The sequence below is a fragment of the Cryobacterium sp. Sr8 genome, assembly GCF_004403225.1.
Classification (GTDB): Bacteria; Actinomycetota; Actinomycetes; order Actinomycetales; family Microbacteriaceae; genus Cryobacterium; species Cryobacterium psychrotolerans.
The window spans coordinates 121,664-144,148 of sequence record NZ_SOHO01000051.1 but is presented as its reverse complement, the minus strand read 5'-3'; the positions used below and the strand labels follow the sequence as shown (position 1 = coordinate 144,148).

The following is a 22,485-nucleotide window of genomic DNA, read 5'->3' as shown; positions in this document are numbered from 1 at the left end:
GAGATGAGGGCCTCCGTGGCATCGGCTTGAGTGTGGTAACCCAATCGATACCGGAGGTCCTCACCTTTTTAGCTCACGCCACGCACACAACCTCCGTGGGAACAACATCAGCCAGTGAGCGCCGCGCCGGCTAAAAACGACCGCGGCTGCGATCCTCACCAATCGAAACGACCCATCGGCACCGCCCCCCTTGGACGCCGACCTAATCTCTTTTTTGCGGCCGATGCCGGGGTCGGGTCCGTGTGCGTGCGTTGCTGCTCGGTCCGTACTCTGTTCCAGCCCCGTTCACTTGGTATATATCGGAGGTCAAACCGGCCGTAAGTCTGATTTGGTGCAATTGGGTGGTTCCCCAAAAAAGCCCCGAGACATATCTGAGGTCACCATGCATGCCCTATCCAAGCTCTTCGGAACAGCGCTCAGTTTGTCGCTGATGGCTGCCCCGGCAGTCGCAGCGCACCAGGACCGGCAAGATTCGCCCGCTCCCAATAGCAGCGCAGCATTCTCGTTCGGGCTGATCGCGGATCCCCAGTATTGGGACGGACCCGCGAGGGGTACCCGGTACTACGCCGATTCCACGCAGAAACTCGCCGAGGCGGCTGAGACCATCAACAAGTCCAAAGTGGACTTCACCGTCCAGGTCGGGGACCTTATCGATCGCGATCCGGCGAGCTTCGATACGATCCTTCCGATCTTGAATCAAATCGAGGGTCCACGATACAACTTGCTGGGCAATCACGACTTTCCTTCTGGATTGTCGAGTGAAAGAGCAGTCTCGCTGCTCGATATGCCCAACGAGTACTACGACGTCACCCACCAGAAGTGGCGTTTCATCATGCTCGACAATAACGACATATCGCTCTACGCGAATGAGCCTGGCTCCGCAGATTACACAGAGGCCGAGGCAATACTTGAGGGGCTACGCAACGAGGGTGCGGATAACGCTCAAACGTGGAACGGCGCACTGGGTGAAGAGCAAATGACCTGGCTGAATGAGACCCTCGCCGACGCCGAAGAAAAGGGGCAGAAGGCCATCGTCTTCGGTCACATGCCCGTCGAAGGAGGACACACCGAAAATGCGTGGGACGCTCCAGCAATCCAGGAGGCGTTGGAGTCTCATGACAACGTGGTGGCCTACATCAACGGTCATTACCACGCAGGCGCCTATCAAGTAGTCAACGGAATCCATTACGTAACGCTGAAGGGGATGGTCGAAGAGGCGCACCCCGCCAACGCGTATGCGGTCGTCACTGTGCAGGAGGACAAGGTACGCATCGATGGTTATGGCCGTCAACCGGACCTCGTGCTCGACGTACCGGCCGTCGCCCGCTGACGCATTCCGTAACCACGGAGTACGGCAAGCCGGCCCGCGCGGCGCGATATCCCCGGCTCGTCAGGCTGTCGGAGATACGCGCTAGCCGCCGGCGAAGGGCGGGAGTACGTCGACCCGCGCGCCCACCGGGCGGGCCGGGTCACGGCTGACGACGGAGTCGACGAGGAACGATCCGGAGGCCATCACGGCCTCCATGCCCGGCCCGTGACGGTGCGAGAGTTCGGCGCGCAACTGGCCGACGGTCGCGCCGAGAGGCAGCAGAACCGTCTCTTCGTCGCAGTCGGCGACCTCGGCCGCCGCCGCGAAATACCGCACCTGCACGCTCATGGTTGATGTCACATCCTCACTCTAGACCGACGCGGGTGTGACGATCCGGACCTCGCGGGATGGCACACTGGAGAGGCCCTGCACCCCGGCAGGCCACCTGGAAAGGCTCGCATGACGATCATCGCCGCTGCCGACGGTTCGGCCCTCGGTAACCCCGGTCCGGCCGGGTGGGCCTGGTACGTCGACGATTCCTGCTGGGGAGCCGGCGGCTGGAAGCACGCCACCAACAACCAGGGTGAGCTCCAGGCCGTGCTCGAGTTGTTCCGCGCCACCGCGCACCTCGACGACGAGCTGCTCGTCATCTGCGACAGCCAGTACGTGATCAACTCGGTCACCAAATGGATGCGCGGCTGGAAGGCCAAGGGCTGGCGCAAGGCCGACGGGAAGCCCGTCATGAACCTGGACCAGCTCATCGAAATCGACGCGGTGCTCGTGGGCCGTCGGTACCGGTTCGAGTGGGTCAAGGGGCACGCAAACCACCCGCTCAACGAAGGCGCGGATGCCCGGGCCCGCGCGGTCTCCGAGGCCTACCAGCGCAACCTCGCCGTTCCGGCCGGGCCGGGTTGGGTGCGCCCGGGGGATTCACGGCCCGCGCCGCGGACCATCACCGCACCGGCCGCACCGCGCGCGGCCCGCCCGCAGCCGGTGACCGCGCAGCCGTTGCTCTTCTCGTTCTCCGACGACACCTGAGCCGGCGCGAGACACCCGGCACCGGGGCACCGCGCGCCCGCATTGTATCGGCGGCCGTTCCGTTCCGCTATCCCGGGCGGCCCCGGCGGGGCCTGTGTTATCCATAGCTATGACACGTTTCCTCGGGGTCGACCTGGCGTGGGCCGAAGGCAGCGACGCCCGCCCGGCCAATGAAACGGGCCTGGCCTGCATCGACGAAACCGGTACGGTGATCGACGCCGGCTGGGCCAGGGGTACGGATGCCGTGCTCGACTGGATCGGGTCTATGGTCGAGCCGGGTGCGGTGCTGGCCATTGACGCCCCGTTGGTCGTGAACAACCCCACCGGGATGCGCCTGTGCGAACGCGAAACGGGCAGCCGCTACGGTCGCTGGCACGTCGCGGCGAACGCGTCGAATCTCGGCCGGCCCTGGCAGGGCGGCGTCTCCCTGCGCAAGCGCCTCGAAGCCGCCGGCTGGACCTACACGGACGGCCTCGAGCAGCCGGATCCCGCCCGACCCACCTTCTTCGAGTGCTACCCGTACACGACCCTCGTCGGCGCCCCGGAGTTTGGCTACGACGACAAGCGCCCGCGCTACAAGCGGATGGGGGTGGCGCTGCCGGTCCAGGACCGGCGCCTCGCCCGCGCGCTGGTCTGCGACGACCTGATCGAACGCATGTGGCGCCTGGCCGACGCGTCGCCGCCGCTGAACCTGGCGTCGCATCCGTTGACCGACACGCTCGTGACCGAATGCTCCCCGCTGCTCGACCGGGACTACAAGCACCGCGAAGACCTCATCGACGCGCTGATCAGCGCCTGGACCGCGTCACTCTGGTGGCTGCACGGTGCCGGGCGAAGCCAGGTGCTCGGGGCGGATGACACCCCTTCCGTTGACGGGCACCGGGCCACGATCATCGCCCCCGCACGGCCCGAACAGCGCCGCGATCCCAGCTTCGCCCGGCTCGCCGCCCTGGGTGGACCGGGTCTGGCGCGGCTCGCTCCTCGTTGAGTTGCGGAAAAAGTACCTTCAATTGCGAAATGAAGGTTATTTCTCCGCAACTCAACCGGGAGTGGAGCGCGCGGCGGTCAGGGGGCGGGCGGAGACTCCGGCGTCTCCGGCCCGGGGTCGGCCGGCGGGAACTGCACCTCCACCGCGGCCCGGTCGGCCAGTTCCGGACCGATCGACTCGCGCACGGCGATGATCACCGGTCCGGGGGCACGCGCGAGGAGTTCGAGCACCTGCGCCACGTCGACATCGGCGTAGGGGTCCTGAATGTCGAGGGCCTCCGGGCGTACGCCGAACAGCGAGTCCGCCTCCGTGATCAGCAGCACGCCACCTGCGTTCTCGGGCTGGGCGAAGAGTCTGGCGAGCTTGCCCTCGGTCTCGACCAGGTAGGCGCTGACGATCTCGCCCAGCGGGACCTGCAGCACGGGCTTGCCGAGCGCCTGGGCGACGGATGCCGCACCCGCGGACTTCGCCGAGTCATCCGGCCCGCTGAACACGGCGAGCCTGCCGGCTCCCGACGCCGTGACGACGTCCCGGATCGTGCCGATCGCGACCGGCCCCTCTGAGGCGTCCAGGGTGAAGGCGGCCATGATCCCAAACGACAGCCGGAGCGGTGAGGCGAACGCCAGCCACAGGGCCGACATCACCTCCACCGTCATCGGCGTCGGGGTGAGCCAGACCTGGAGGGTGTCGCCCGGTGCGACCTGCACGGGAACCACGGGGTGGCGTTCGATGGCGGCCCGGGCGGCGCCGTAGGCCTGGTGGCTTGCGGCATCGGCGTCGGCGTCGTCGCCGGGGTACGCGGTGACGAGGTAGTGGAGCTCCGCGATCATCCGGCTCTGGCCGTGCCGCTCGGTTTCCTCGCGATAGCTGATCAGGCCGTCGCTGTAGAGGAAGAGATTCATGGACGGCCCGCTCACGCCGACCCGCGTCGAATGCGGGGTGCGTGCGGTGACCTGCAGGTTGAGCGGCCGTGACGCGAGCAACTCCTGGATGGCCATGGTCGTGGCCGCAATCGCCTGGCCGTAATTCGTCAGTGATGACATGCCTGGTCGGCTCCCTTCGGCGTCCGCCGTGATTTATTCCGACGCTACTCCGCGAGGCGGCGCCGGTCGACCCCCGAATCCCGGGGTCCCGCCCGGCGTCCCCCTCCCGGACCGGAGGGGCGTAGCGTGGCAGCATGCCCCTGCGAACGTTCGGCCCCCGCCGAACGCGCGTGGAGGTACGCAAGATCGTCGGTGTCGCCCGGATCCTGTTGGCTCTGATCCTGATTACGGCCCTCGTGGGCGACTTCGACTATGTGCTCGGCTTCGCCACGTTCGTCACCAGCAACTTCTTCAGCTACTTCACGGTGCAGAGTGCCATCGCCGGGGTCGTCCTCTTCTTCACGGCCGCCCGGATCGCGTTCCGGCGCCCGGTGGATCCGCCCTGGCTCGACATCCTCCGGGTGCTGGTGACGAGCTACATGGTGGTGTCCGGGATCGTCTTCCTCAGCATCGTCATCCAGTCATCGACCCGCGATTACACGATCGAGGTTCCCTGGTCGAGCCAGCTCCTGCATTTCTGGATCCCGGCCTTCGCCCTCCTGGACTGGATGCTCGACTTCGGGAAGGCGCGCCTGACCTGGAGGCCCCTCGCCTGGATCGTGGTGTACCCTCTGCTGTGGGGCGTCTTCACCCTGGTGCGCGGGGCCGGGGTCGGCTGGTATCCGTACTTCTTCCTCGACCCCGTGCAGGTCAGCGGCCCGCTCGAAACCGTGCTGTACTGCGCGCTCGCCCTGGTCCTGATGACCGGCGTCGCGGCGGGCCTGATCGCCCTGACGAGGCTCCGCTGGGCGCCCCGGTGGACGAGCCCGACCGGCTAGCCGGTCGGTTCGGGAACGGGCAGGGCGAACGGCTCGAGGCTGGCCAGTGCGGCCGCCAGGAAGTCGTCGTCGCCGAGCTTCGCCAGGCGCAGGGCGTCGTCGGCGGCCACCACGCCCATCAGCACCGCCTCGCCGGTGAGCGGCTCGAGGTTCACCCAGTCCTGGAAGCCGGAGTCGCCGCCGACGACGGACCAGAGCGTGACGTCGGTGTCCCAGAAGGGCTCGGGGAAGCGCAACCACACCTTGTCGAGCACGCCCATCCCGAGCGCGGCGATCGCCCCGCGGTGCTCGAACGGAAGCGGCGGCGCGAATTCCAGCGCGTCGGTCTTGAGCACGCCGAGCGGGACTGTGACGATCACCCGGTCGGCCCCGAGCGATTCGCCGGTCTCGAGCCGCAGGCTGACGCCCTCGTCGGTGTAGGCGATCCGTCGCACGGCGCTGGAGGCCAGCAGGTCGAGGTCCGCGGCGGCTTCGGACACGAGGGTGGAGTACCCGCCGAGCACGATCCGGTCTCCCTGCCAGGTTCCGTCTTCCGCGGTGTCGTCGCCGGTTCCGGCCTGCGGCGGGAACCACGCGGAGACCAGCCCCGCCTCGGCGCCGGAGAGCTGCTGGATCTCGCCGGCGACGGCGTGATCGAGCCAGTCGACCTCGGAGACGCCGGTTTCGCCGGGGGTGTCGGACAGGTCGGAGGCCCCCGATTCGACGAGGGCCACAGCGACGGACACGTCCTGCGGCTGGCCGGCCGCCCAGGCGATGGCTTCGGTGACGGCATCGGGGCCCACCGCCGGCACCGGCGCGATGTCGCCGGCCGGTGTGCGGGTCTCCGTACCGCCGGGCACCGGGAGGGTGGTCACCCCGGCCCTGGCGAGGTCCTCATCCAGCCGGCTCGCGGTGGAGTTGCGCACGAAGGATGGTCCGAGCTCGATCGGGAACGGCCAGTCCGGATCCGAGACGGTCGCGATCCGCCCACCGACGCGCTTGCGCGCCTCGATCACGACGATGTCGTACCCGGCGTCGCGGAGCAGCCCGGCAGCCGTGATTCCGGCCATTCCCGCTCCGACGACAGCGATGCGCTCGTCTGCGCCGGCGACGGCCATGACCTCCCGGGCGGCGCGCCGGCCCGAGTCACGGGCGCCCTGCACGGTGCCCGGCAGCTCGACCGACGTGGCCTCGCCCGCGAAGAACACCCGGTCCTGCACCGGCGTGGCCAGCGTGGTGCGATCCGCCGGCGTCGCCCCGACCGCCGTGAAACTCATCGACCCGCGCGCAAAGGGATCCTTCGACCACGAAGTGCGGTGCATGGCCTGCGGCCGGGGTACGAGGGACGGCGACGGGGACTCCGACGGGGACGGGCTGATGGAGGGCACCGGTGACGGGCCGGTGCACGCGGTGAGCGCGAAAATGGACAGCCCGGACGCCGACCCGATGAGGAAGGTCCGACGCTTCATGATTGTGCCCGTTCCCTGACTGTGCCCGCTGCCGCTGGTTTCGGCCGACCTCGGTGCTCCGGGTCCGCGCCGCTGGTATGACTCAAAGCTACCCCCAGTGGCGGGCGCGGCGCAGTCGGCGTACCGTCTGACACAGGCATCCGCACGCACAGGCATCCGCACAGGCACCGACCCGTGGAGAGGAGCCCGCCATGGGCTACACCTTCGACAGCGACCAACTTCCCGAGCTCCCCGATCCCGGCCCCCGCGACGGGCGCCACGGGGTGGACCGCGACGAGGAGTACGACCCCTTCCCCGCGCGGCGGCCCGGCGCCGAAGGATGGGACACCCTCACGGTGAGCGTGGAGGTCGCGAAGCTGCACCTCTTCGTGCTGCTCGCCCGGGTGGCGGACGGCCAGGACGTCGTGCTGACCCGGGCGGGACATCCGGTGGCCAGGCTCGTTCCGCCAGACGCTCCCGGTGCCGTGATCGTCTCCGAAACGGTGGTCGCGGTCATCGGAGAGGGCCCGGCCGCCCGGCGGGTCGCGCCGAAACGCACCTCGCTCTACGCCCGCGACGGCGACCAGCTTCCGGCCCTGCCCGACTCCGGCCCCCGCGACGGGCGCCATGGGGTCGACCGGGACCTCGGCTACCCGTTCGGCGGCTGAGCCGGCTCGCGCGGCGTCAGCCCGGCTGACGCCGCGTCGGCCCGGCTCAGGCTCAGGCGCCCGCGTAGAAGGCGCCGATCGCCGCGGACAGCAGCACCGGGTCGTTCACGTGGCACATCTCCCGGGCCGAGTGCATCGAGAGCAGCGCAACTCCGACGTCGACGGTGCGGATGCCGAGCCGGGTCGCGGTGAGCGGCCCGATCGTCGACCCGCAGGGCACCGTGTTGTTCGACACGAACTCCTGGTACGGCACGTCGGCCTGCTCGCAGGCGCGCGCCCAGAGGGCCGCGCCCACGGCATCCGTCGCGTAGCGCTGGTTGGCGTTGATCTTGAGCAGCGGGCCGCCGCCGGCGATGGGCGTGTTGGCCGGGTCGTGGCGCTCGGGGTAGTTCGGGTGCACGGCGTGGCCGGCGTCGGCGGAGAGGCACCAGGAGCCGGCGTACGCGCGGAGCCGGTCCGAGACGTCGGCGCCGAGGGCGGCGCCGATGCGGGTGAGGATGTCGTCGAGCAGCGGTCCGCTGGCCCCGGAGCGCGACTGGGAGCCGAGTTCCTCGTGGTCGAAGGCGGCCAGCACGCTGATCTGCCCGGTGTCCTCCGGCGCGGCAATGAGCGCGAGCAGGCCCGCGTGCACCGAGGTGAGGTTGTCGAGGCGGCCGGCGGCGAAGAGGGTGGAGTCCCGGCCGAACGTGGCTGGGGCGGCGGTGTCTGCGGTGAGGATGTCGTAGCCGGCGACATCCGCCCCCTCCAGCCCGGCGAGGCCGGCCAGGTGCCCGACGAGGTCGGCCTGCGAGCTGTCGCCGACCCCGAACACGGGGTTGAGGTGGCGCTGGCGGTCCAGGGTGAGGCCGGCTGTGTTGACCTCGCGGTCGAGGTGCACGGCGAGCTGCGGGATACGCAGGAACGGGCCGGTGCGCACGAGGTGCTCGGCGCCGTCCCGGGTGACGAGGCGTCCGGCCAGCTCCAGTTCGCGGTCGAGCCAGGAGTTCAGCAGCGGCCCGCCGTACACCTCGACGCCGGCCTGCAGCCAGCCCTGGGAGGCCAGCGTGGGCTTCGGCTTGAGCTTGAAGCCGGGCGAATCGGTGTGGGCGCCGAGGATGCGGAACGGGGTGGTCGGGCCGGCAGCGGCCGGCTGCGCCCAGGCGATGACGGCCCCGTCGCGCACGATGTAGTGCCGGCCGGGCGTAGCGGGCCACTGCTCGGATTCATCGCGGCGGGTGAACCCGGCGGCGTCGAGGAGGCGGGCGACCTCGGCGGCCGCGTGGTACGACGACGGTGAGGCCGTGATGAATCGGGCGAAGTCGTCGATGTACGCGTGGGGCGAGGTCATGGGTCCATCCAACCACCCCGAGCGACAGCGACGGCCCCGCCGAGGCTAGTCAGCCGGGTGCCGGGGGCGGGCGACCAGCACGGGGCACTCCGCGTGCCGAACGCACCGTTCGCTCACCGAACCGAGCACCACCCCGCCGAAGCCGCCCCGTCCGCGGGACCCGACGACCAGCATCCGGGCATCCCGGGAGAGGGCGATCAGGGCGGCCGCGGGGTCGGCGTGCACGGCGCGGTAGTCCACGGACACGGTCGGATGTGTGTCGGCGACCCGGCCCGCATCCGTCACGAGTTCCTCGTGGACCGCCGCGGAGTAGTCGTCGAAGGAGGACACGTACCCGAACTCCCAGGTCGAGGGGCGCGGAGCCGTCGCGATGGACCAGGCGCGAACGATCACGAGGGGAGCCCGGAGCTGTTCGGCGAGCTCCACCGCCTGGCCCAGCGCGTAGTCGGCGCCATCCGAACCGTCGTGTCCGACCACGATGCTGCCGGCCGGCACGGGTTCGAGCTCCGGTGCCTGCCCTGCGTCGATTCCGCCTGGATTGCTCATCTGCGTCTCCTCACCTACCAGTCCCCGCACCGGGGCTTCTCCTGAATAGTATGGGCACAGCAGAGCGCCCGGGAGGAGGGCATGCGTGAGCGAGCCAGAGTCCGTGAACCCGCGGTCCGGGCGCGAAGCCGTGATCTTCGACCTGGACGGCGTTGTCACCGACACCGCGACGGTGCACGCGCTCGCCTGGAAGGCCCTGTTCGACGAGCAGCTTCCGCTCCTCTCGGCCGTCCCGGTGCCGGCATTCGACGCCGACGCCGACTACCGGCGGTACGTCGACGGGCGTCCGCGCGAAGACGGCATCCGCGCCTTCCTGGCGTCCCGCGGGCTCGAGGCGGCGCCGGAGCGGATCACCGCGCTGGCCGACCGTAAGCAGGCGCTGTTCGAGCAGCTCATCGGCGGCGGGGTACAGGGGTATCCGGGCACCGTGGCGCTGCTCCGCCGGCTGCGCGGGCAGGGCATCCCGACCGCCGTCGTGACCTCGAGCCGCAACTGCCAGGCGGTGCTGGCGGCCGCCGGGCTGACCGGGCTCTTCGACGCGCGGGTCGACGGCACGGATGCGGCGAGGCTGGGCCTGCCCGGAAAACCCGACCCGGCTATGTTCCTCGAGGCGGCCCGGCTGCTGCGGGTGTCCCCCGGGCACGCCGTGGTCATCGAGGACGCCGAAGCCGGGGTGCGGGCCGCCTCCCGCGGCGGATTCGGACTCGTCATCGGCGTCGACCGCACCGGCTACGGTGACCGGCTCAGGGCCGAAGGGGCCGATCTCGTGGTGACGGACCTGGGCGAGCTCGACCTGCGCGACCTCGACCTGCGGATGCCCAACCTCGACGGGGCCGACGTGGGCTTCCCCGACCTGCCGCGCGAACCGGGGCCGGAGTTCCCCGGGTGGGCGGGCGGTGACTCCGGCAGCGACCCGTGGCTGCTGCGCTACGTGGGCTTCGACCCGGCGACGGAGGGGCTGCGGGAAGCGCTTTGCACCCTCGGTAACGGCTACTGGGGAACCCGCGGAGCCGCCACAGAGACCGGCGCCGACGGCGTGCACTACCCGGGGACCTACCTCGCCGGCGTCTACAACCGGGTGCACACGCAGCTCGGCGACCGGAGCGTTGAGGACGAGCACCTGGTGAACGGCCCGAACTGGCTGCCGCTCTGGTTCAAGGTGGCCGAAAACGACTGGTTCCGCCCGGGCGGCTCCCAGTTGATCAGCTACCTGCAGGAGCTCGACCTCCGGCGCGGGATGCTCCGGCGCGTCATCCGATTCCGGGACGAGGCCGGGCGCACCACGACGGTCACCTCCGACCGGTTCGTGTCCCAGGCCGCGCCCCGCCTGGCCGTGCTGACCACGACCTTTGAAGCCGAAGACTGGTCGGGGCCGATCACGATCCGGTCCGCGCTGGAGGGCCGGGTGGCCAACCGGAACGTCGCCGCCGACCGCTTGCTCACCGGCTCGCACCTGATCCCGCGCACCGCGGCGGCCATCGATGGGGAGACGGTGCTGCTCGAGGTGGAGACGAACCAGTCCGGCATCCACATCGCCATGGCCGCGCGCACCCGCGCCCACCGGGCGGGCGCCCGCATTCCCCTCTCCCCGCGCCTGCTCCACGACGACGAGGGGTGGGTCGCCCACGAGTTCGAGGTGGACCTGGCGCCGGGGCATCCGGTCACGGTGGAGAAGACGGTCATCGTCGGCACCTCCCGGGACCGGGCGATCGCCTCGCCGGCCAGGGCCGTGGCGACGTGGATGCGGCGGCTGCCGGAACCCGAGCGGCTCGCCGCCGCCCACGAGCGCGCCTGGCAGATCCTCTGGGACGAGTTCGCCGTGCGCATGCACACCAGCGAGCGAGCGTCGCTGGCGCTGAACCTGAACACCTTCCACGTGCTGCAGACGCTGGCCGCCGTCGACGCCGACCTCGACGCGGGGATGCCGGCCCGGGGCCTGCACGGCGAGGGCTACCGCGGACACGTGTTCTGGGACGAGCTGTTCGTCTACCCGATCCTCACCCTCCGCCGCCCCGACCTCAGCCGCGCCCTGCTCGGCTACCGGTACCGGCGCCTCGACGAGGCGAGGGCCGCCGCGAAGGAGTCCGGCTTCGAGGGGGCGATGTTCCCGTGGCAGAGCGGGATCGACGGGCGCGAGGTGACCCCGACCGAGTTCTTCAACACGCGCAGCGGCACCTGGATGCCCGACAACTCCCACCTGCAGCGGCACGTCGGGCTGGCCCTCGCGTACAGCGTCTGGCAGCACTACCAGTCGACGGCCGACCTGGAGTTCCTCATCCGCCAGGGCGCGGAGATCCTGCTCGAGGTGGCGCGCTTCTTCGCCAGCCTGGCCCGCTACGACGAGACCGCAGACCGGTACGACATCGAGGGCGTGATGGGGCCGGACGAGTTCCATGACGGCTACCCGGGCTCCCCCGGCTCGGGTCTGCGGAACAACGCGTACACGAACGTCATGACCGCATGGGTGCTGCGGCGCGCGATCGAAACGGTGTCGCTGCTCGAGGGGCGCTACTGCCGACCGCTGTGGAACCGTCTGCGACTGCGGCCGGAGGAGGTCGGCCGGTGGGAGCACATCGGCCGGCGGCTGCGCGTGCCCTTCCACGCCGACGGCGTGATCAGCCAGTTCGAGGGCTACGAAGACCTGGCCGAGTTCGACTGGCAGGCGTACACGGACCGGTACGACTCCATCGGCCGCCTCGACCTGATCCTCCAGGCCGAGGGCGACACGACGAACAACTACCGGGTGTCCAAGCAGGCCGACGTGCTCATGCTGCTCTACCTCTTCTCGGCAGAGGAGCTCCGCGAGCTGCTTCATGAGATGGGATACGCGCTGCCGCCGGAGGCGATCGTGCGCACCGTGGAGTTCTACGGCGCCCGTTCGACGCACGGGTCGACCCTGAGCAATGTCGTGCATTCGTGGCTGGAGGCCCGGCGCGACCGGGAGGCGTCCTGGGACTTCCTGACCCGGGCGCTGGAGAGCGACCTGGCCGACATCCAGGGCGGGTCCACTCCCGAAGGGATCCACCTCGGGGCCATGGCGGGCTCGATGGACATGGTCGTGCGCTGCTACACCGGGCTCGAGATCCGGGAGGACATGCTCTGGCTACACCCGGTGCTGCCCGCGGAGCTGGCGCGGGTGGTCTTCACGATCAACTACCGGGAGCAGCCGATCCGGCTGGAGGTGACCGCGACGACCCTGCGCCTGAGGCTGCACGCCGGCGGTGCCACGCCGATCCGGGTCAGGGTGGAGGGACGCGAGTCGATGCTCGCGCCGGGAGAAACCCGGGACTTCGTGCTCGGCCCCTCCGCCGAACTGTGAGTTTGGCACCTTCGTGGTGCCCGGGAAGGTGCCAAACTCACAGTTCGGCGGGAACGAGCGAGGCCTTCGACTTGGCGAATCTCAGGTACAGGGACGGCACCACGAACAGGTTGAGCAGGGTCGAGGTGAACAGCCCGCCCAGGATCACGAGTGCCATCGGGTGTTCAATCTCATGGCCGGGGAGGTTGCCCATGACCACGAGCGGCACGAGCGCGAGTCCCGTGGCCAGCGTGGTCATCAGGATCGGAGAGAGCCTCTCGCCGGCGCCGCGCAGCACCAGCTCGGGGCCGAATGTCACCCCTTCCTTCTTCTCGAGGTGCTGGCAGTGATTGATCAGAAGGATGCTGTTGCGCGCGGCGATGCCCATCACCGTGAGGAATCCGACGATCGAGCCCAGCGACAGCACCCCACCGCCCAGGAAGGCCGCGAAGACCCCGCCGACCAGGGCGATCGGCAGCGTCAGCATGATCAACGTCGCCAGCCTCCAGCTGCCGAACGCGGCCTGCAGGAGGAGGAAGATCACGGCCAGCGCCAGCAGCGCCAGCGTCAGCAGGAGCCGTGAGGCGGCTTCACGTTCCTGGAACTCGCCGAGGACTTCGGCGTGGAACCCCGTCGGCAGCTCCAGGTCGGCCAGCCCGGCCTCCATCGCCGCGACCACCGTCCCGAGGGTGCCATCCTCGACGTTGGCCTCGATGTCGATGCGCCGGGAGCCCTCCTCGCGCTGAATGACATTCGGCGTCGCGATGAGCTTGACGTCTGCGACGTCGGACAGTTTGATCTGCTCTCCGCTGGGTGTGTCAATGGGCAGGTTGCGGATGCTGCTCACGTCGGAGCGGATCTCCACCGGGCTCCAGACCTGCACGTCGTAGGCCTTGCCGCCCCGGTAGACGTCACCGACCTCTTCGCCGGCAACCAGTGTTGCCGCCGCGCGCCGCACATCGCCCGGCTTCAGCCCGTAGGTCTGGGCTTTCTCGAGGTCCACCTTGACGCTGAGCTGGGGGATGTCGACCTGCAGGGCCACATGCTCGTCGATCGCCCCGGGGATTTTTTCGAAGATCTCCAGGATGTCATCGCCCGTCGACCGCAAGAGGTTCAGGTCATCGCCGTAGAGCCGCACCACGACCGCGTTGCTCGAGCCTGTCAGGACCTCCCTGATCCTCTCTTTCAAATAGGTCTGGACGTCCCGGTGGATGCCCGGATACCCCTCGACCATTTCCAGGACCGCGGCATGGGTCTTCTCGTAGTCCGCCTCGGGGTCGATGCTGATCCAGTTCTCGCCGAAATGGACGCCGACGACCTCGTCGGCCGCGAACGCCTGCCCGATGTGGGCGCCGCAGTTGTTGACACCGTCGATGGTGAGCAACTCCTGGCAGGCGAGCTTGCTGATGCGGTATTCCTCGGCCACCGAGGTACCCGGCTGGGTCACCCAGTGCATCAGGAAGTCCCGCTCCTTGAAGTCCGGCAGCAACGACTGCCCGAGCAACGGAGCAACGAGGGCGCCCGTTGCGGCCAGGGAGCCGAACACGATGTACCCTCCCGCGGGCCTCCGGACGATCGGTTTCAGAACCGTGCGGTATCCGCGCTTGAGCACCCGCACGAGCGGCGGCTCCTGTTCCTTCAGCGGCAGGTTGCGCATGAAGAGCAGCGCCAGCGCGGGAGTGACGGTCAACGCGACCACCATCGAAGCCAGCACGGCCAGCGTGTACGAGATGGCCAGCGGCCTGAAGAACGCCCCGGTCAGCCCCTCGAGGAAGAAGATCGGGATGGCCGCGACGACAATGATCAACGTGGCATAGACAATCGGGCCGCGCACCTCGAGCGAGGCCTCCAGCACAACCGAGGACGTGGATCTCGTGCTGCCGGAGGCGCGATGCTGCCGCAGGCGGCGAATGATGTTTTCGATGTCGATGATCGCGTCGTCCACCACGACGCCCACCGCAATCACCAGTCCCGCGAGGACCATGGTGTTGATCGAGCTGCCGGTCAGATACAGCACCAGCGCCGCGGACACGAGGGAGAGCGGGATGGCGATCAGGCTGATCAGCGCCGTGCGCCATTGGAAGAGGAAGGCCCCCAGAACCATCATCACCAGGAGGCAGCCCAGGAGGAGCGACCGGGTCAGGTTGTCCAAAGACTCCTCGATGAATGACGCCGGCCGGAAGATCGCGGTATCGATGTCGATGCCGCTGAGCCCGGGTTTCATCTCCTCGAGCGCGGCCTCAACGCCCTCCGTGACCTCGAGGGTGTTCCCCCAGGGGAGCTTCTCCACGATCAGCATGAGGCCTTCGCCGTTGTTGATCACCGCGTCGCCGATCAGCGGCTGATGATCTTCAACGACGGTCGCCACGTCCCCGAGCTTGAGCGGCGTCCCGTCACGGTCCTCGATGGTCACGTTCGCGAGATCCTCGGCCGTCGCGATCGGCAACACGTGCTGGATGCCCAGCTGCTGGTTGGGGGTGCCGATGCTTCCCCCGGTTCCGATCAGGGCGCCCGGGGAGTATTGCAGCAGGCCGGCGTCCAGCGCATTCGCCGTGACATCCATCACCTGGTTCAGGGATACGCCCTCTGCCAGCATCTTGTCCGGCTCCGCCTGCACCTGGAGCATCTGCAGTCGCTCGCCCCAGATCGCCACGTTTGCGACGCCGGGCACCCGCAGCAGATGCGCCCTGATCTTCCAATAGGTGATCATGGACATTTCCATCAGCGAGCGCTCATCGGATGTCAGCCCGATCTTCATGACCCGGCTGGTCGACGAGAGCGGCTGGAGCATCACCGGCGGCGCGGCCCAGGTGGGCAGCGTCGGGACCACGATGGCGATGCGTTCCGACACCATTTGACGGGCCGTCAGGAGGTCCGTGCCGGGTTCGAAGATCATCACGACCGAGGACAGCTGCTCGACCGACTTCGAGCGCAGGTCGTCGAGGCCCTCGACGCCGTTGAGCGCCTCCTCGAGGGGCACGGTGACCAGCTGCTCAACCTCCTCGGCGGTCAGGCCGATGCAGATGGTCTGGATCTCCACCTTGGGCGGCGCGAACTCGGGAAAGACGTCCACGGAGGCCGTGCTCAGCTGGACTCCCCCGAACAGCATGATCCCGACGGCGATCGCGACGATCACCGACCGGAACTTGAGGCTGAACCCGATGACGCGGCGCATGTCAGTGCGCCGCGTCGAATTCGGCGCCGTAGAGCTCGGCCGCTCCTACCGTGACTATCTTCGTACCGGCCGCGGGGCCCGCACTCAGCCGGACCGTGTCCCCGTCGATGCGTTCCACGACGACCTGCGCCCGGATATACACGAGCGGCTCGGGGTTCGTGTACACCCAGGTGTCTCCCTCGGAGGTGTAGATCAGGGCGCCGTACGAGACTTCGAGCCCGCCGGCGCCGACCGTGACGGCCACCGTCTGCAGGTCGAGTCGTTCCACGGCCCGCTCGGTGAGGGTCAGCTTGCTCAGGTCCGTGCCCGCGATCTCTTCCTTCGTTGCCGCGGCGATGATGGGCGCCGCTTCGACCGGAGGCTGGACGCAACCGGTCAGGCCCACGGCAAGCGCCGCGGCCACCGCGGCTGCCATCGTCCCCCGGCGCAGCGAACGACTGTTGGTTTTCATGACACGTCCTGCCTCTCGTGCGGTACAGGTCCATCAGAACTTACGAGCGAGCTTTCCCATTCCACCTGTCTCGCGGGCCCGAACCGCACGAGGAGGATGGGCAGGATGAGCAGGGTGAGCAGCGCCGACGTCGCCAGTCCGCCCCAGACGATGACGGCCAGCGGCAATATTGTGGTCACTCCGACTGCGCCCCCCAGGAGAACCAGGGGGATCAGGGCAACTGCCGTCGTCAGGCCGGCCAGGATGGTCGGAGCAAGCCGGTCCCGGTACGCCGCCCGGACGAGGCTCTCCGGCGACGCCGATGGGTCGCGGCCCTGCAGGGTCTGGTATCGACCCAGGAGCAGGATCACATCCCGCACGGCGATGGCCAGCACGGCCGCGAATCCAATCAGCGCGTAGAGCGAGCCGATGCCCCCGGCAAGCACGGCGGCCAGCAGGCCGCCGAACAGCGCCACGGGCAGGAGCACGAAAGCAAGCCCCGCCAGTTTCCAGCTGCCCAGGACCGTCTGCAGGAGGATGAGAATCCCGATGACGGCCGCGGCGAGCAGCCACCAGACGAGCTGCCCGGAAGCCTGTTGTCCCTCGTACTGCGGGGGAATCGCGGCGTGATGCTCGACCGGGAACTCCATCTTCGCGATGGCCGCCTGGATGTCGGTCGTGACATCCGCGAGGCTCCGTCCCGCGATTTCTGCGCTGACATCGATGCGCCGCGACGTGTCGTCGTGGTTGATGACCGTCTGGTTCGGGCTGACCCGCACCTCGGCCACCTGACCCAGCTGCACATGACCGCCGTCGGGCGTGTTGATGACCAGCTCACGCACGCTCGTCAGGCTGTTGCGACCCTCGGCGTTGCCCTTGACCACCACCTGAAACACCTTCTGCTGTTCGAACAGGTACCCGACTTCTATGCCCTGCAAAATGGCGGCGGCCGCACGTCGCACGTCGCCGGGCTTGATGCCGTGCTTCTCGGCGGCGGCAAGGTTCACTTCGATCTCCGCGATGGGCTGGTCGATCGTCACGTCCACCCGTGGGTTCACCACACCGTCGGTCTCAGCCAGGATCTGCCTGACCTCCTCGGCCTTCTCCCGCATGACGTCCAGATCGATGCCGTAGACGCGCACCTGGAAGGGCTGCTCGCCGGCGTCTCGGACCGCGGCGATCTGCCGTTCCGGGTAGGTGATGACCTCGGTGGCGATTCCGGGATACCCGATGACGATGTCCTCGACGGCAGCCCGGACGCCCCGGAAGTCCGCTTCGGGCGTCATCGTGACCCAGAGCTCTGCCGAGCTGACGTCGGATGCAGTGTCGGATGTGATCGCCCGGCCGACATGGCCGCCGACGGAGTCGACGCCGGGCACGGAGCGCAGTTCGGTGCCGGCGATTGCCATCACGCGGCTCAATTCACTTCCCGCAGTGCCCGCGGCCGCCTCCCATTGAACGAGGATGGTGCGGTCGGGGACCTCCGCGACGATGGGTTTGCCGTCGGCCAGGAACGGAATCGCGGCCACGCCGGCGATCGCGATCGCGGCGACAACGGCCGCAGCTACCCACTGCCTGCCGGATGCCAGTCTCTCCCCCGCACTGTTGCCCCTCGCGCGCAGCCGACGAAGAAACGCCGGATCGGGGAGCGGGCTACGATCCCCGGCCAGCAGGATGCCGGCGAGGGCTGGAGTGACGGTCAGCGCGACGATCGCGGCGACAAGCAGGGCCAACAGGTAGGCGAGGACCAGCGGCCTGAGGAATTCCCCGTCGATACCGGGCACGAAGAGGGCGGGCGCCACTGCCAGCGCGGACATCAGGGCCGCGAACACGGCAGGGATTCGCGAGCGTTTGAGGGCTCGAACCAGCCGACCTTCCTGGGGTTCGGCACCATCGGCATCCGTTCGCAGCCTGAGGCTGTGCAGGTCAGTGATCACATCGCCCACGATGACGGCCAGCCCCAGGACGAGTCCGGCGAACACCATTGTGTTGAAGACGGCTCCCTGCAGCTCGAGCAGCACGGCGGCTGCGGTCGCTGACAGCCCGATGCCCACCAGTCCGACCAGCGCGTACCGCCAGGAACGAAAGGCCAGCCCAATGGCCAGGGTGACGACCAGCAGGCTCACCAGCAACGCCAGGCCGAGATCGTCGACGGCACCGGCCAGGAAGGACGCGGGGCGGAACACCGTGCTGTCGACGGTGATGCCGGTCAAGCCGGGCTTGAGGTCATCGAGCGCATCCTCGATGTCTCCGGTGACCTCTTCGACGCTCGTGTCCGGGAATTTCTCGATCACGAGCAGCAGGCCGGGCTCGTCGCCGGTGACGGCGTCACCGATCAGCGGCTGGTGGTCCTCGGAGAGCTCGGCCACATCGCGGAGCAGGAGCCGGCCGCTCTCCGTGCCCTCGACGGTGACCTTGCCCAGGTCCTCCGGCGTCTGGATCGGAAGCACATGCTGGATGCCGATTCGCTGGTTGGCGGATTCCAGGAATCCGCCGGTACCGGGAGTGGACGCTTCAAGGAAGCTCAACGGCGAAACCCACACGGCATTGCCGGTCGTTTCGATGACCTGCTCGAGCGTCACGCCCTTCGCACGGAGCTGATCCGGGTTCACCTGCACCTGGAGCTGTTGTTCCCGCTGGCCCCAGATCGACACATTGGCGACGCCCGGGACGCCCATCAGCTTGGGCTTGACGTTCCACCGCGCGAGGACGGACATGTCCATCAGCGAGACATCCTGCGAGCTGAGTTTGATCATCATCACCCTGCTGGTGGACGACAGCGGCTGCATCAGGACGGGCGGCGTGGACACATTCGGCAACGCGAACGCCTGGGTGAGCCGCTCGGCCACGAGCTGGCGCGCACGCAAGACGTTGGTGCCGGGTTCGAAGATCAGATCGATGGAGGAGAGCCCCGGCACGGACACGGAGCGGATTTCATCGAGCCAGGCGACACCGTTCAACAGGTCGGCCTCCATGGGCGACGTGATGAGCTGTTCGACTTCGACGGCGGAGAGCCCGAGGGCCTCGGTCTGGATCTGAACGTGAGGAGGCGCGAATTCGGGCAGGTTGTCCACCGACATCTCCGGCGCATTGATCAGCCCGAAGCCGACGATCCCGGCCGCCAGGGCCAGCACGAGAAGACGGAATCTGAGGCTCCAGCGCACTAACCAGCCCATGACATTCCACCCGTCCCAGAGAAGCCGTCGTCGATCGATAATTCCGATCGCCGCTGTTCGATCACCGCTGTTCGTTGTGCCGAATCAGACTTCGAATCACGCCCCGAGGACGTCGAGATGCGCTGCGCCGCAGGTGAGCGGCCATCAGCGATTCGCGTTGTCGTGAATCGTTGCCACTGAATTTTACTGAGAGTATCTCATGAATTTCATTCCATGGGGCCCTGCCCCAATAGTGCTGCGTTACTATCCGCTCTTCCCTCCGCCTTCCCCTCCGCCGAACTGTGAGTTTGGCACCTTCGTTGCGCCCGGGAAGGTGCCAAACTCACAGTTCGGCGGAGGGGGGGCGGGGCGGCTGTCAGGGGGGTCTGGCAAGCTGAGCGGATGACCACCGACACGCGCGCATCCGCCCTCGAGATCCTGCGCGCCCTGGTCGGGCGTCCCGACGCCGAGTTCCACGAGGGCCAGTACGAGGCCATCGAAACCCTCGTCGACCAGCGGCGTCGGGCGCTCGTCGTGCAGCGCACCGGCTGGGGGAAGTCCGCGGTGTACTTCGTGGCCACGCTGCTCCTGCGCCGCCAGGGAGCCGGGCCGACAATCCTCGTGTCGCCGCTGCTGGCCCTCATGCGCGACCAGGTCGCCGCCGCGGCGCGCGCCGGCGTGCGGGCCGTGTCGATCAACTCGTCGAACGCCCACGAGTGGGCCGAGGTGCAGGCGTTGCTGCAGGCCGACGAGGTCGACGTGCTGCTGGTGTCGCCCGAACGGCTCAACAACCCGTCGTTCCGCGACGAACAGCTGCCCGCGCTGATCCGTCGCGTCGGCCTGCTCGTGGTCGACGAGGCGCACTGCATCTCCGACTGGGGCCACGACTTCCGCCCCGACTACCGGCGCCTGCGCGACCTGATCGCCGAGATGCCGGACGGCGTGCCGGTGCTCGCGACGACGGCGACCGCGAACAGCCGGGTGGTGACCGATGTCGCAGCCCAGCTGGACCACCGGGTCACGGCAGGCTCGACTTCCGAGGGCTCGACCACCCAGGTGGTGACGATCCGCGGGCCGCTCGCCCGGGCATCCCTCCGCCTCGGCGTGCTCCGGCTGCCCGACTCGAAGGCCCGGCTGGCCTGGCTGCTCAGCCACCTCTCCGAACTGCCCGGAAGCGGCATCATCTACACCCTCACCGTCGCGAACGCCGAAGACACGGCGCGCCTGCTGCGTGAGGCGGGCCACGCCGTGCGCGCCTACACCGGCCAGACCGACACAGCCGAGCGCGAGGAGTCGGAGGGGATGCTCAAGAACAACGAGGTGAAGGCGCTCGTCGCCACGAGCGCCCTCGGGATGGGCTTCGACAAGCCCGACCTCGGCTTCGTGCTGCATCTCGGCGCTCCCTCCTCCCCCGTCGCCTACTACCAGCAGGTCGGCCGCGCCGGCCGCGCGACCGAGAACGCCGACGTGCTGCTGCTGCCCGGGCTCGAGGACGAGGCGATCTGGCAGTACTTCGCCACCGCCTCCATGCCGAGCCAGGGCAAGGCCGAGGCCGTGCTCGGGGCGCTGCGGGACGCCGCCGGCGCCCCCCTCTCCACGCCGGCGCTCGAGGCGCGGGTCGACCTGCGCCGCACCCCGCTGGAACTGCTGCTCAAGGTGCTCGACGTCGACGGGGCCGTGCGCCGGGTGAAGGGCGGCTGGGTCGCCACCGGGCAGCCCTGGGTCTACGACAGCGAACGCTACGAGCGCATCGCCGCCGAGCGCGTCGCCGAGCAGCGCTCGATGATCGAGTACGAACGCACCTCGGGCTGCCGGATGGAGTTCCTGCAGCGCGCCCTCGACGACGACACGGCCGTGCCCTGCGGCCGGTGCGACACCTGCGCCGCGCCCTGGTATCCGGCCGACGTCGACGAGGCCGCGACCTCCGCGGCCGCGCAGTCGCTCGACCGGGTGGGCGTGGCGATCGAGCCGCGCGCCCAGTGGCCCACCGGCGTCGCGAGCCTCGGCGTCGACGTGCGCGGCAACATCCCGCTCGGCGAGCGCCTGTCCACCGGCCGCGCCCTTGCCCGCCTGACCGACCTCGGCTGGGGCGGGCCGCTCCGGGACGTGTTCGCTTCGGGGGCGACGGATGCCCCGGCGAGCGCCGCCATGCTCGCCGCCTGCGTGCGCGTTCTGGCCGACTGGGACTGGGACGAGCGCCCGGCCGCCGTGATCAGCATGCCGTCGCGGCGGCATCCGCTGCTCGTCGAGTCGGTCGCGCGTGCGCTGTCGGACGCCGGCCGCCTGCCCTGGCTCGGCTCGCTCGACCACGCCAACGGCGGCCCGACAGGAACGCCGGGCGGCAACAGCGCCTACCGGCTCGCCAACGTCTGGGAGCGGTTGGCGGTCGGCCCGCACCTCGCGGAAGGCCTCGAATCGCTCGCCGGCCGGCCGGTGCTGCTCATCGACGACAGCGCCGACAGCCGGTGGACGCTCACGGTCGCCGGCCGCTTGCTCCGTCACCAAGGCGTCTCGGCCGTGCTGCCCTTCACCCTCGCGCTGAAGTCCTGACCCCCGCCCGCTCTCCCCGCGAAACCGCCGTTGTGCGCCCTAAAACGCCCGTTTAACGCGCACAACTGCGGTTTCGCGGGAGGGGGATGGGGCGGGATGGGGATGGGCGGGGGCTAGGCGCTCCAGGCGGCCGGGACGAGCGTCCAGATGACCTCGGCGCCGGCGTCGCCGGGGTTCTGCCAGGTGTGCGGCTCCCGACCGGCGAACGTGACGGTGTCCCCGGCCGCCAGTTCGACGGTGCGGTCGGAGAAGCGCACCGTCAGCCGCCCGCTGATCACGTGAACCACCTCGGCGTCGCAGTTGATCGTGTACAGCTTCTCGCCGCCGTCGGCCCCGGGCTCGAGCGTGGAGCGCAGCACCTGCACGCGGGACTGGCTGCGCGGCGTCACGAGGCGTTCGACCGCGCCGGTCCCGCCCATATTGATCAAGGGGGCCTCGGCCAGGGTGATGACCTCGATGTCTGCCTCCGCGAAGAGGGAGCCCACCGACAGCGACAGCACCTGGCAGAGCGTGACCAGGGTCGCGACACTGGGCGAGGTCTCATCCCGCTCCACCCGGCTGATGAAGCCCCTGGTGAGGTGGGTGGCATCCGCGACCTGTTCGATCGTCAGGCCCTGGGCCCGACGGGTTGCGCGCAGCCGGGCGCCGACACGGACGCGATCCTCGGAGGGGGCTGGATGCACGGGTCTCATGTGACTCTTTCGTCGGAGCGG

16 protein-coding genes are annotated in these 22,485 nt (G+C 69.1%); 7 read left to right on the top strand and 9 right to left on the bottom strand.

The window, feature by feature from the left end; all coding sequences use genetic code 11:
• Nucleotides 1-430: 430 nt before the first annotated feature.
• Entirely contained in the window at nucleotides 431-1,330 is a 900-nt protein-coding gene (locus tag E3T54_RS11455) for a metallophosphoesterase (RefSeq protein WP_206751262.1), read from the top strand.
• Between the two features lie 81 nt (nucleotides 1,331-1,411).
• On the opposite strand, the gene E3T54_RS11450 is transcribed toward E3T54_RS11455, so the two are convergent.
• Entirely contained in the window at nucleotides 1,412-1,669 is a 258-nt protein-coding gene (locus E3T54_RS11450; RefSeq protein ID WP_338419131.1) for a MoaD/ThiS family protein, read from the bottom strand.
• Between the two features lie 99 nt (nucleotides 1,670-1,768).
• On the opposite strand from E3T54_RS11450, the gene E3T54_RS11445 reads away from it, so the two are divergent.
• Nucleotides 1,769-2,347 carry an RNase H family protein gene (locus E3T54_RS11445; RefSeq protein ID WP_134475780.1) on the top strand — a complete coding sequence of 193 codons (579 nt, stop codon included), beginning with the start codon at nucleotides 1,769-1,771 and terminating at the stop codon, nucleotides 2,345-2,347.
• Between the two features lie 109 nt (nucleotides 2,348-2,456).
• Nucleotides 2,457-3,335: a DUF429 domain-containing protein gene (locus E3T54_RS11440; RefSeq protein WP_134475779.1), complete on the top strand. Its 879-nt coding sequence runs from the start codon at nucleotides 2,457-2,459 to the stop codon at nucleotides 3,333-3,335.
• 77 nt (nucleotides 3,336-3,412) lie between these two features.
• Here E3T54_RS11440 and E3T54_RS11435 read toward each other — a convergent pair whose 3' ends face one another.
• A complete protein-coding gene (locus tag E3T54_RS11435; RefSeq protein WP_134475778.1) occupies nucleotides 3,413-4,378 on the bottom strand; it encodes a Pvc16 family protein in 966 nt (321 codons plus the stop codon).
• A gap of 134 nt (nucleotides 4,379-4,512) precedes the next feature.
• Between E3T54_RS11435 and E3T54_RS11430 the strand changes: the two genes are divergently transcribed.
• Nucleotides 4,513-5,196, top strand: a complete 684-nt coding sequence (locus E3T54_RS11430) for a Pr6Pr family membrane protein (protein WP_134475777.1) — start codon at nucleotides 4,513-4,515, stop codon at nucleotides 5,194-5,196.
• Here the strand turns inward: E3T54_RS11430 and E3T54_RS11425 are convergent.
• Nucleotides 5,193-6,644 carry an NAD(P)/FAD-dependent oxidoreductase gene (locus E3T54_RS11425; protein ID WP_166804902.1) on the bottom strand — a complete coding sequence of 484 codons (1,452 nt, stop codon included), beginning with the start codon at nucleotides 6,642-6,644 and terminating at the stop codon, nucleotides 5,193-5,195. The genes E3T54_RS11430 and E3T54_RS11425 overlap by 4 nt on opposite strands.
• A gap of 191 nt (nucleotides 6,645-6,835) precedes the next feature.
• Between E3T54_RS11425 and E3T54_RS11420 the strand changes: the two genes are divergently transcribed.
• A complete protein-coding gene (locus E3T54_RS11420) occupies nucleotides 6,836-7,291 on the top strand; it encodes a type II toxin-antitoxin system Phd/YefM family antitoxin (RefSeq protein WP_092321195.1) in 456 nt (151 codons plus the stop codon).
• A gap of 52 nt (nucleotides 7,292-7,343) precedes the next feature.
• On the opposite strand, the gene E3T54_RS11415 is transcribed toward E3T54_RS11420, so the two are convergent.
• Together E3T54_RS11415 and E3T54_RS11410 are read right to left on the bottom strand one after the other, a co-directional pair.
• Complete coding sequence (locus E3T54_RS11415) at nucleotides 7,344-8,618, bottom strand: M18 family aminopeptidase (RefSeq protein WP_134475775.1); 1,275 nt, start codon at nucleotides 8,616-8,618, stop codon at nucleotides 7,344-7,346.
• Nucleotides 8,619-8,663: 45 nt separating this feature from the next.
• Nucleotides 8,664-9,164, bottom strand: a complete 501-nt coding sequence (locus E3T54_RS11410; RefSeq protein ID WP_134475774.1) for a universal stress protein — start codon at nucleotides 9,162-9,164, stop codon at nucleotides 8,664-8,666.
• Nucleotides 9,165-9,249: 85 nt separating this feature from the next.
• Between E3T54_RS11410 and E3T54_RS11405 the strand changes: the two genes are divergently transcribed.
• The gene (locus E3T54_RS11405; RefSeq protein WP_198414476.1) at nucleotides 9,250-12,483 is read left to right on the top strand and encodes a beta-phosphoglucomutase family hydrolase; all 3,234 of its coding nucleotides are present in this window, start codon (nucleotides 9,250-9,252) and stop codon (nucleotides 12,481-12,483) included.
• 37 nt (nucleotides 12,484-12,520) lie between these two features.
• Here E3T54_RS11405 and E3T54_RS11400 read toward each other — a convergent pair whose 3' ends face one another.
• The 3 genes from E3T54_RS11400 to E3T54_RS11390 are packed head-to-tail and all read right to left on the bottom strand — an operon-like array spanning nucleotide 12,521 to nucleotide 19,243.
• Complete coding sequence (locus E3T54_RS11400; RefSeq protein WP_134475773.1) at nucleotides 12,521-15,637, bottom strand: efflux RND transporter permease subunit; 3,117 nt, start codon at nucleotides 15,635-15,637, stop codon at nucleotides 12,521-12,523.
• Nucleotide 15,638: 1 nt separating this feature from the next.
• A complete protein-coding gene (locus tag E3T54_RS11395; RefSeq protein WP_092321187.1) occupies nucleotides 15,639-16,088 on the bottom strand; it encodes a hypothetical protein in 450 nt (149 codons plus the stop codon).
• A complete protein-coding gene (locus tag E3T54_RS11390; RefSeq protein WP_134475772.1) occupies nucleotides 16,085-19,243 on the bottom strand; it encodes an efflux RND transporter permease subunit in 3,159 nt (1,052 codons plus the stop codon). Before E3T54_RS11390 ends, E3T54_RS11395 begins: the two co-directional genes overlap by 4 nt.
• Nucleotides 19,244-19,624: 381 nt before the next feature.
• Here E3T54_RS11390 and E3T54_RS11385 point away from each other — a divergent pair, with 381 nt between their 5' ends.
• A complete protein-coding gene (locus tag E3T54_RS11385; RefSeq protein WP_134475771.1) occupies nucleotides 19,625-21,772 on the top strand; it encodes a DEAD/DEAH box helicase in 2,148 nt (715 codons plus the stop codon).
• Nucleotides 21,773-21,885: 113 nt separating this feature from the next.
• On the opposite strand, the gene E3T54_RS11380 is transcribed toward E3T54_RS11385, so the two are convergent.
• Nucleotides 21,886-22,464: a helix-turn-helix domain-containing protein gene (locus E3T54_RS11380; protein ID WP_134475770.1), complete on the bottom strand. Its 579-nt coding sequence runs from the start codon at nucleotides 22,462-22,464 to the stop codon at nucleotides 21,886-21,888.
• Nucleotides 22,465-22,485 lie beyond the last annotated feature (21 nt).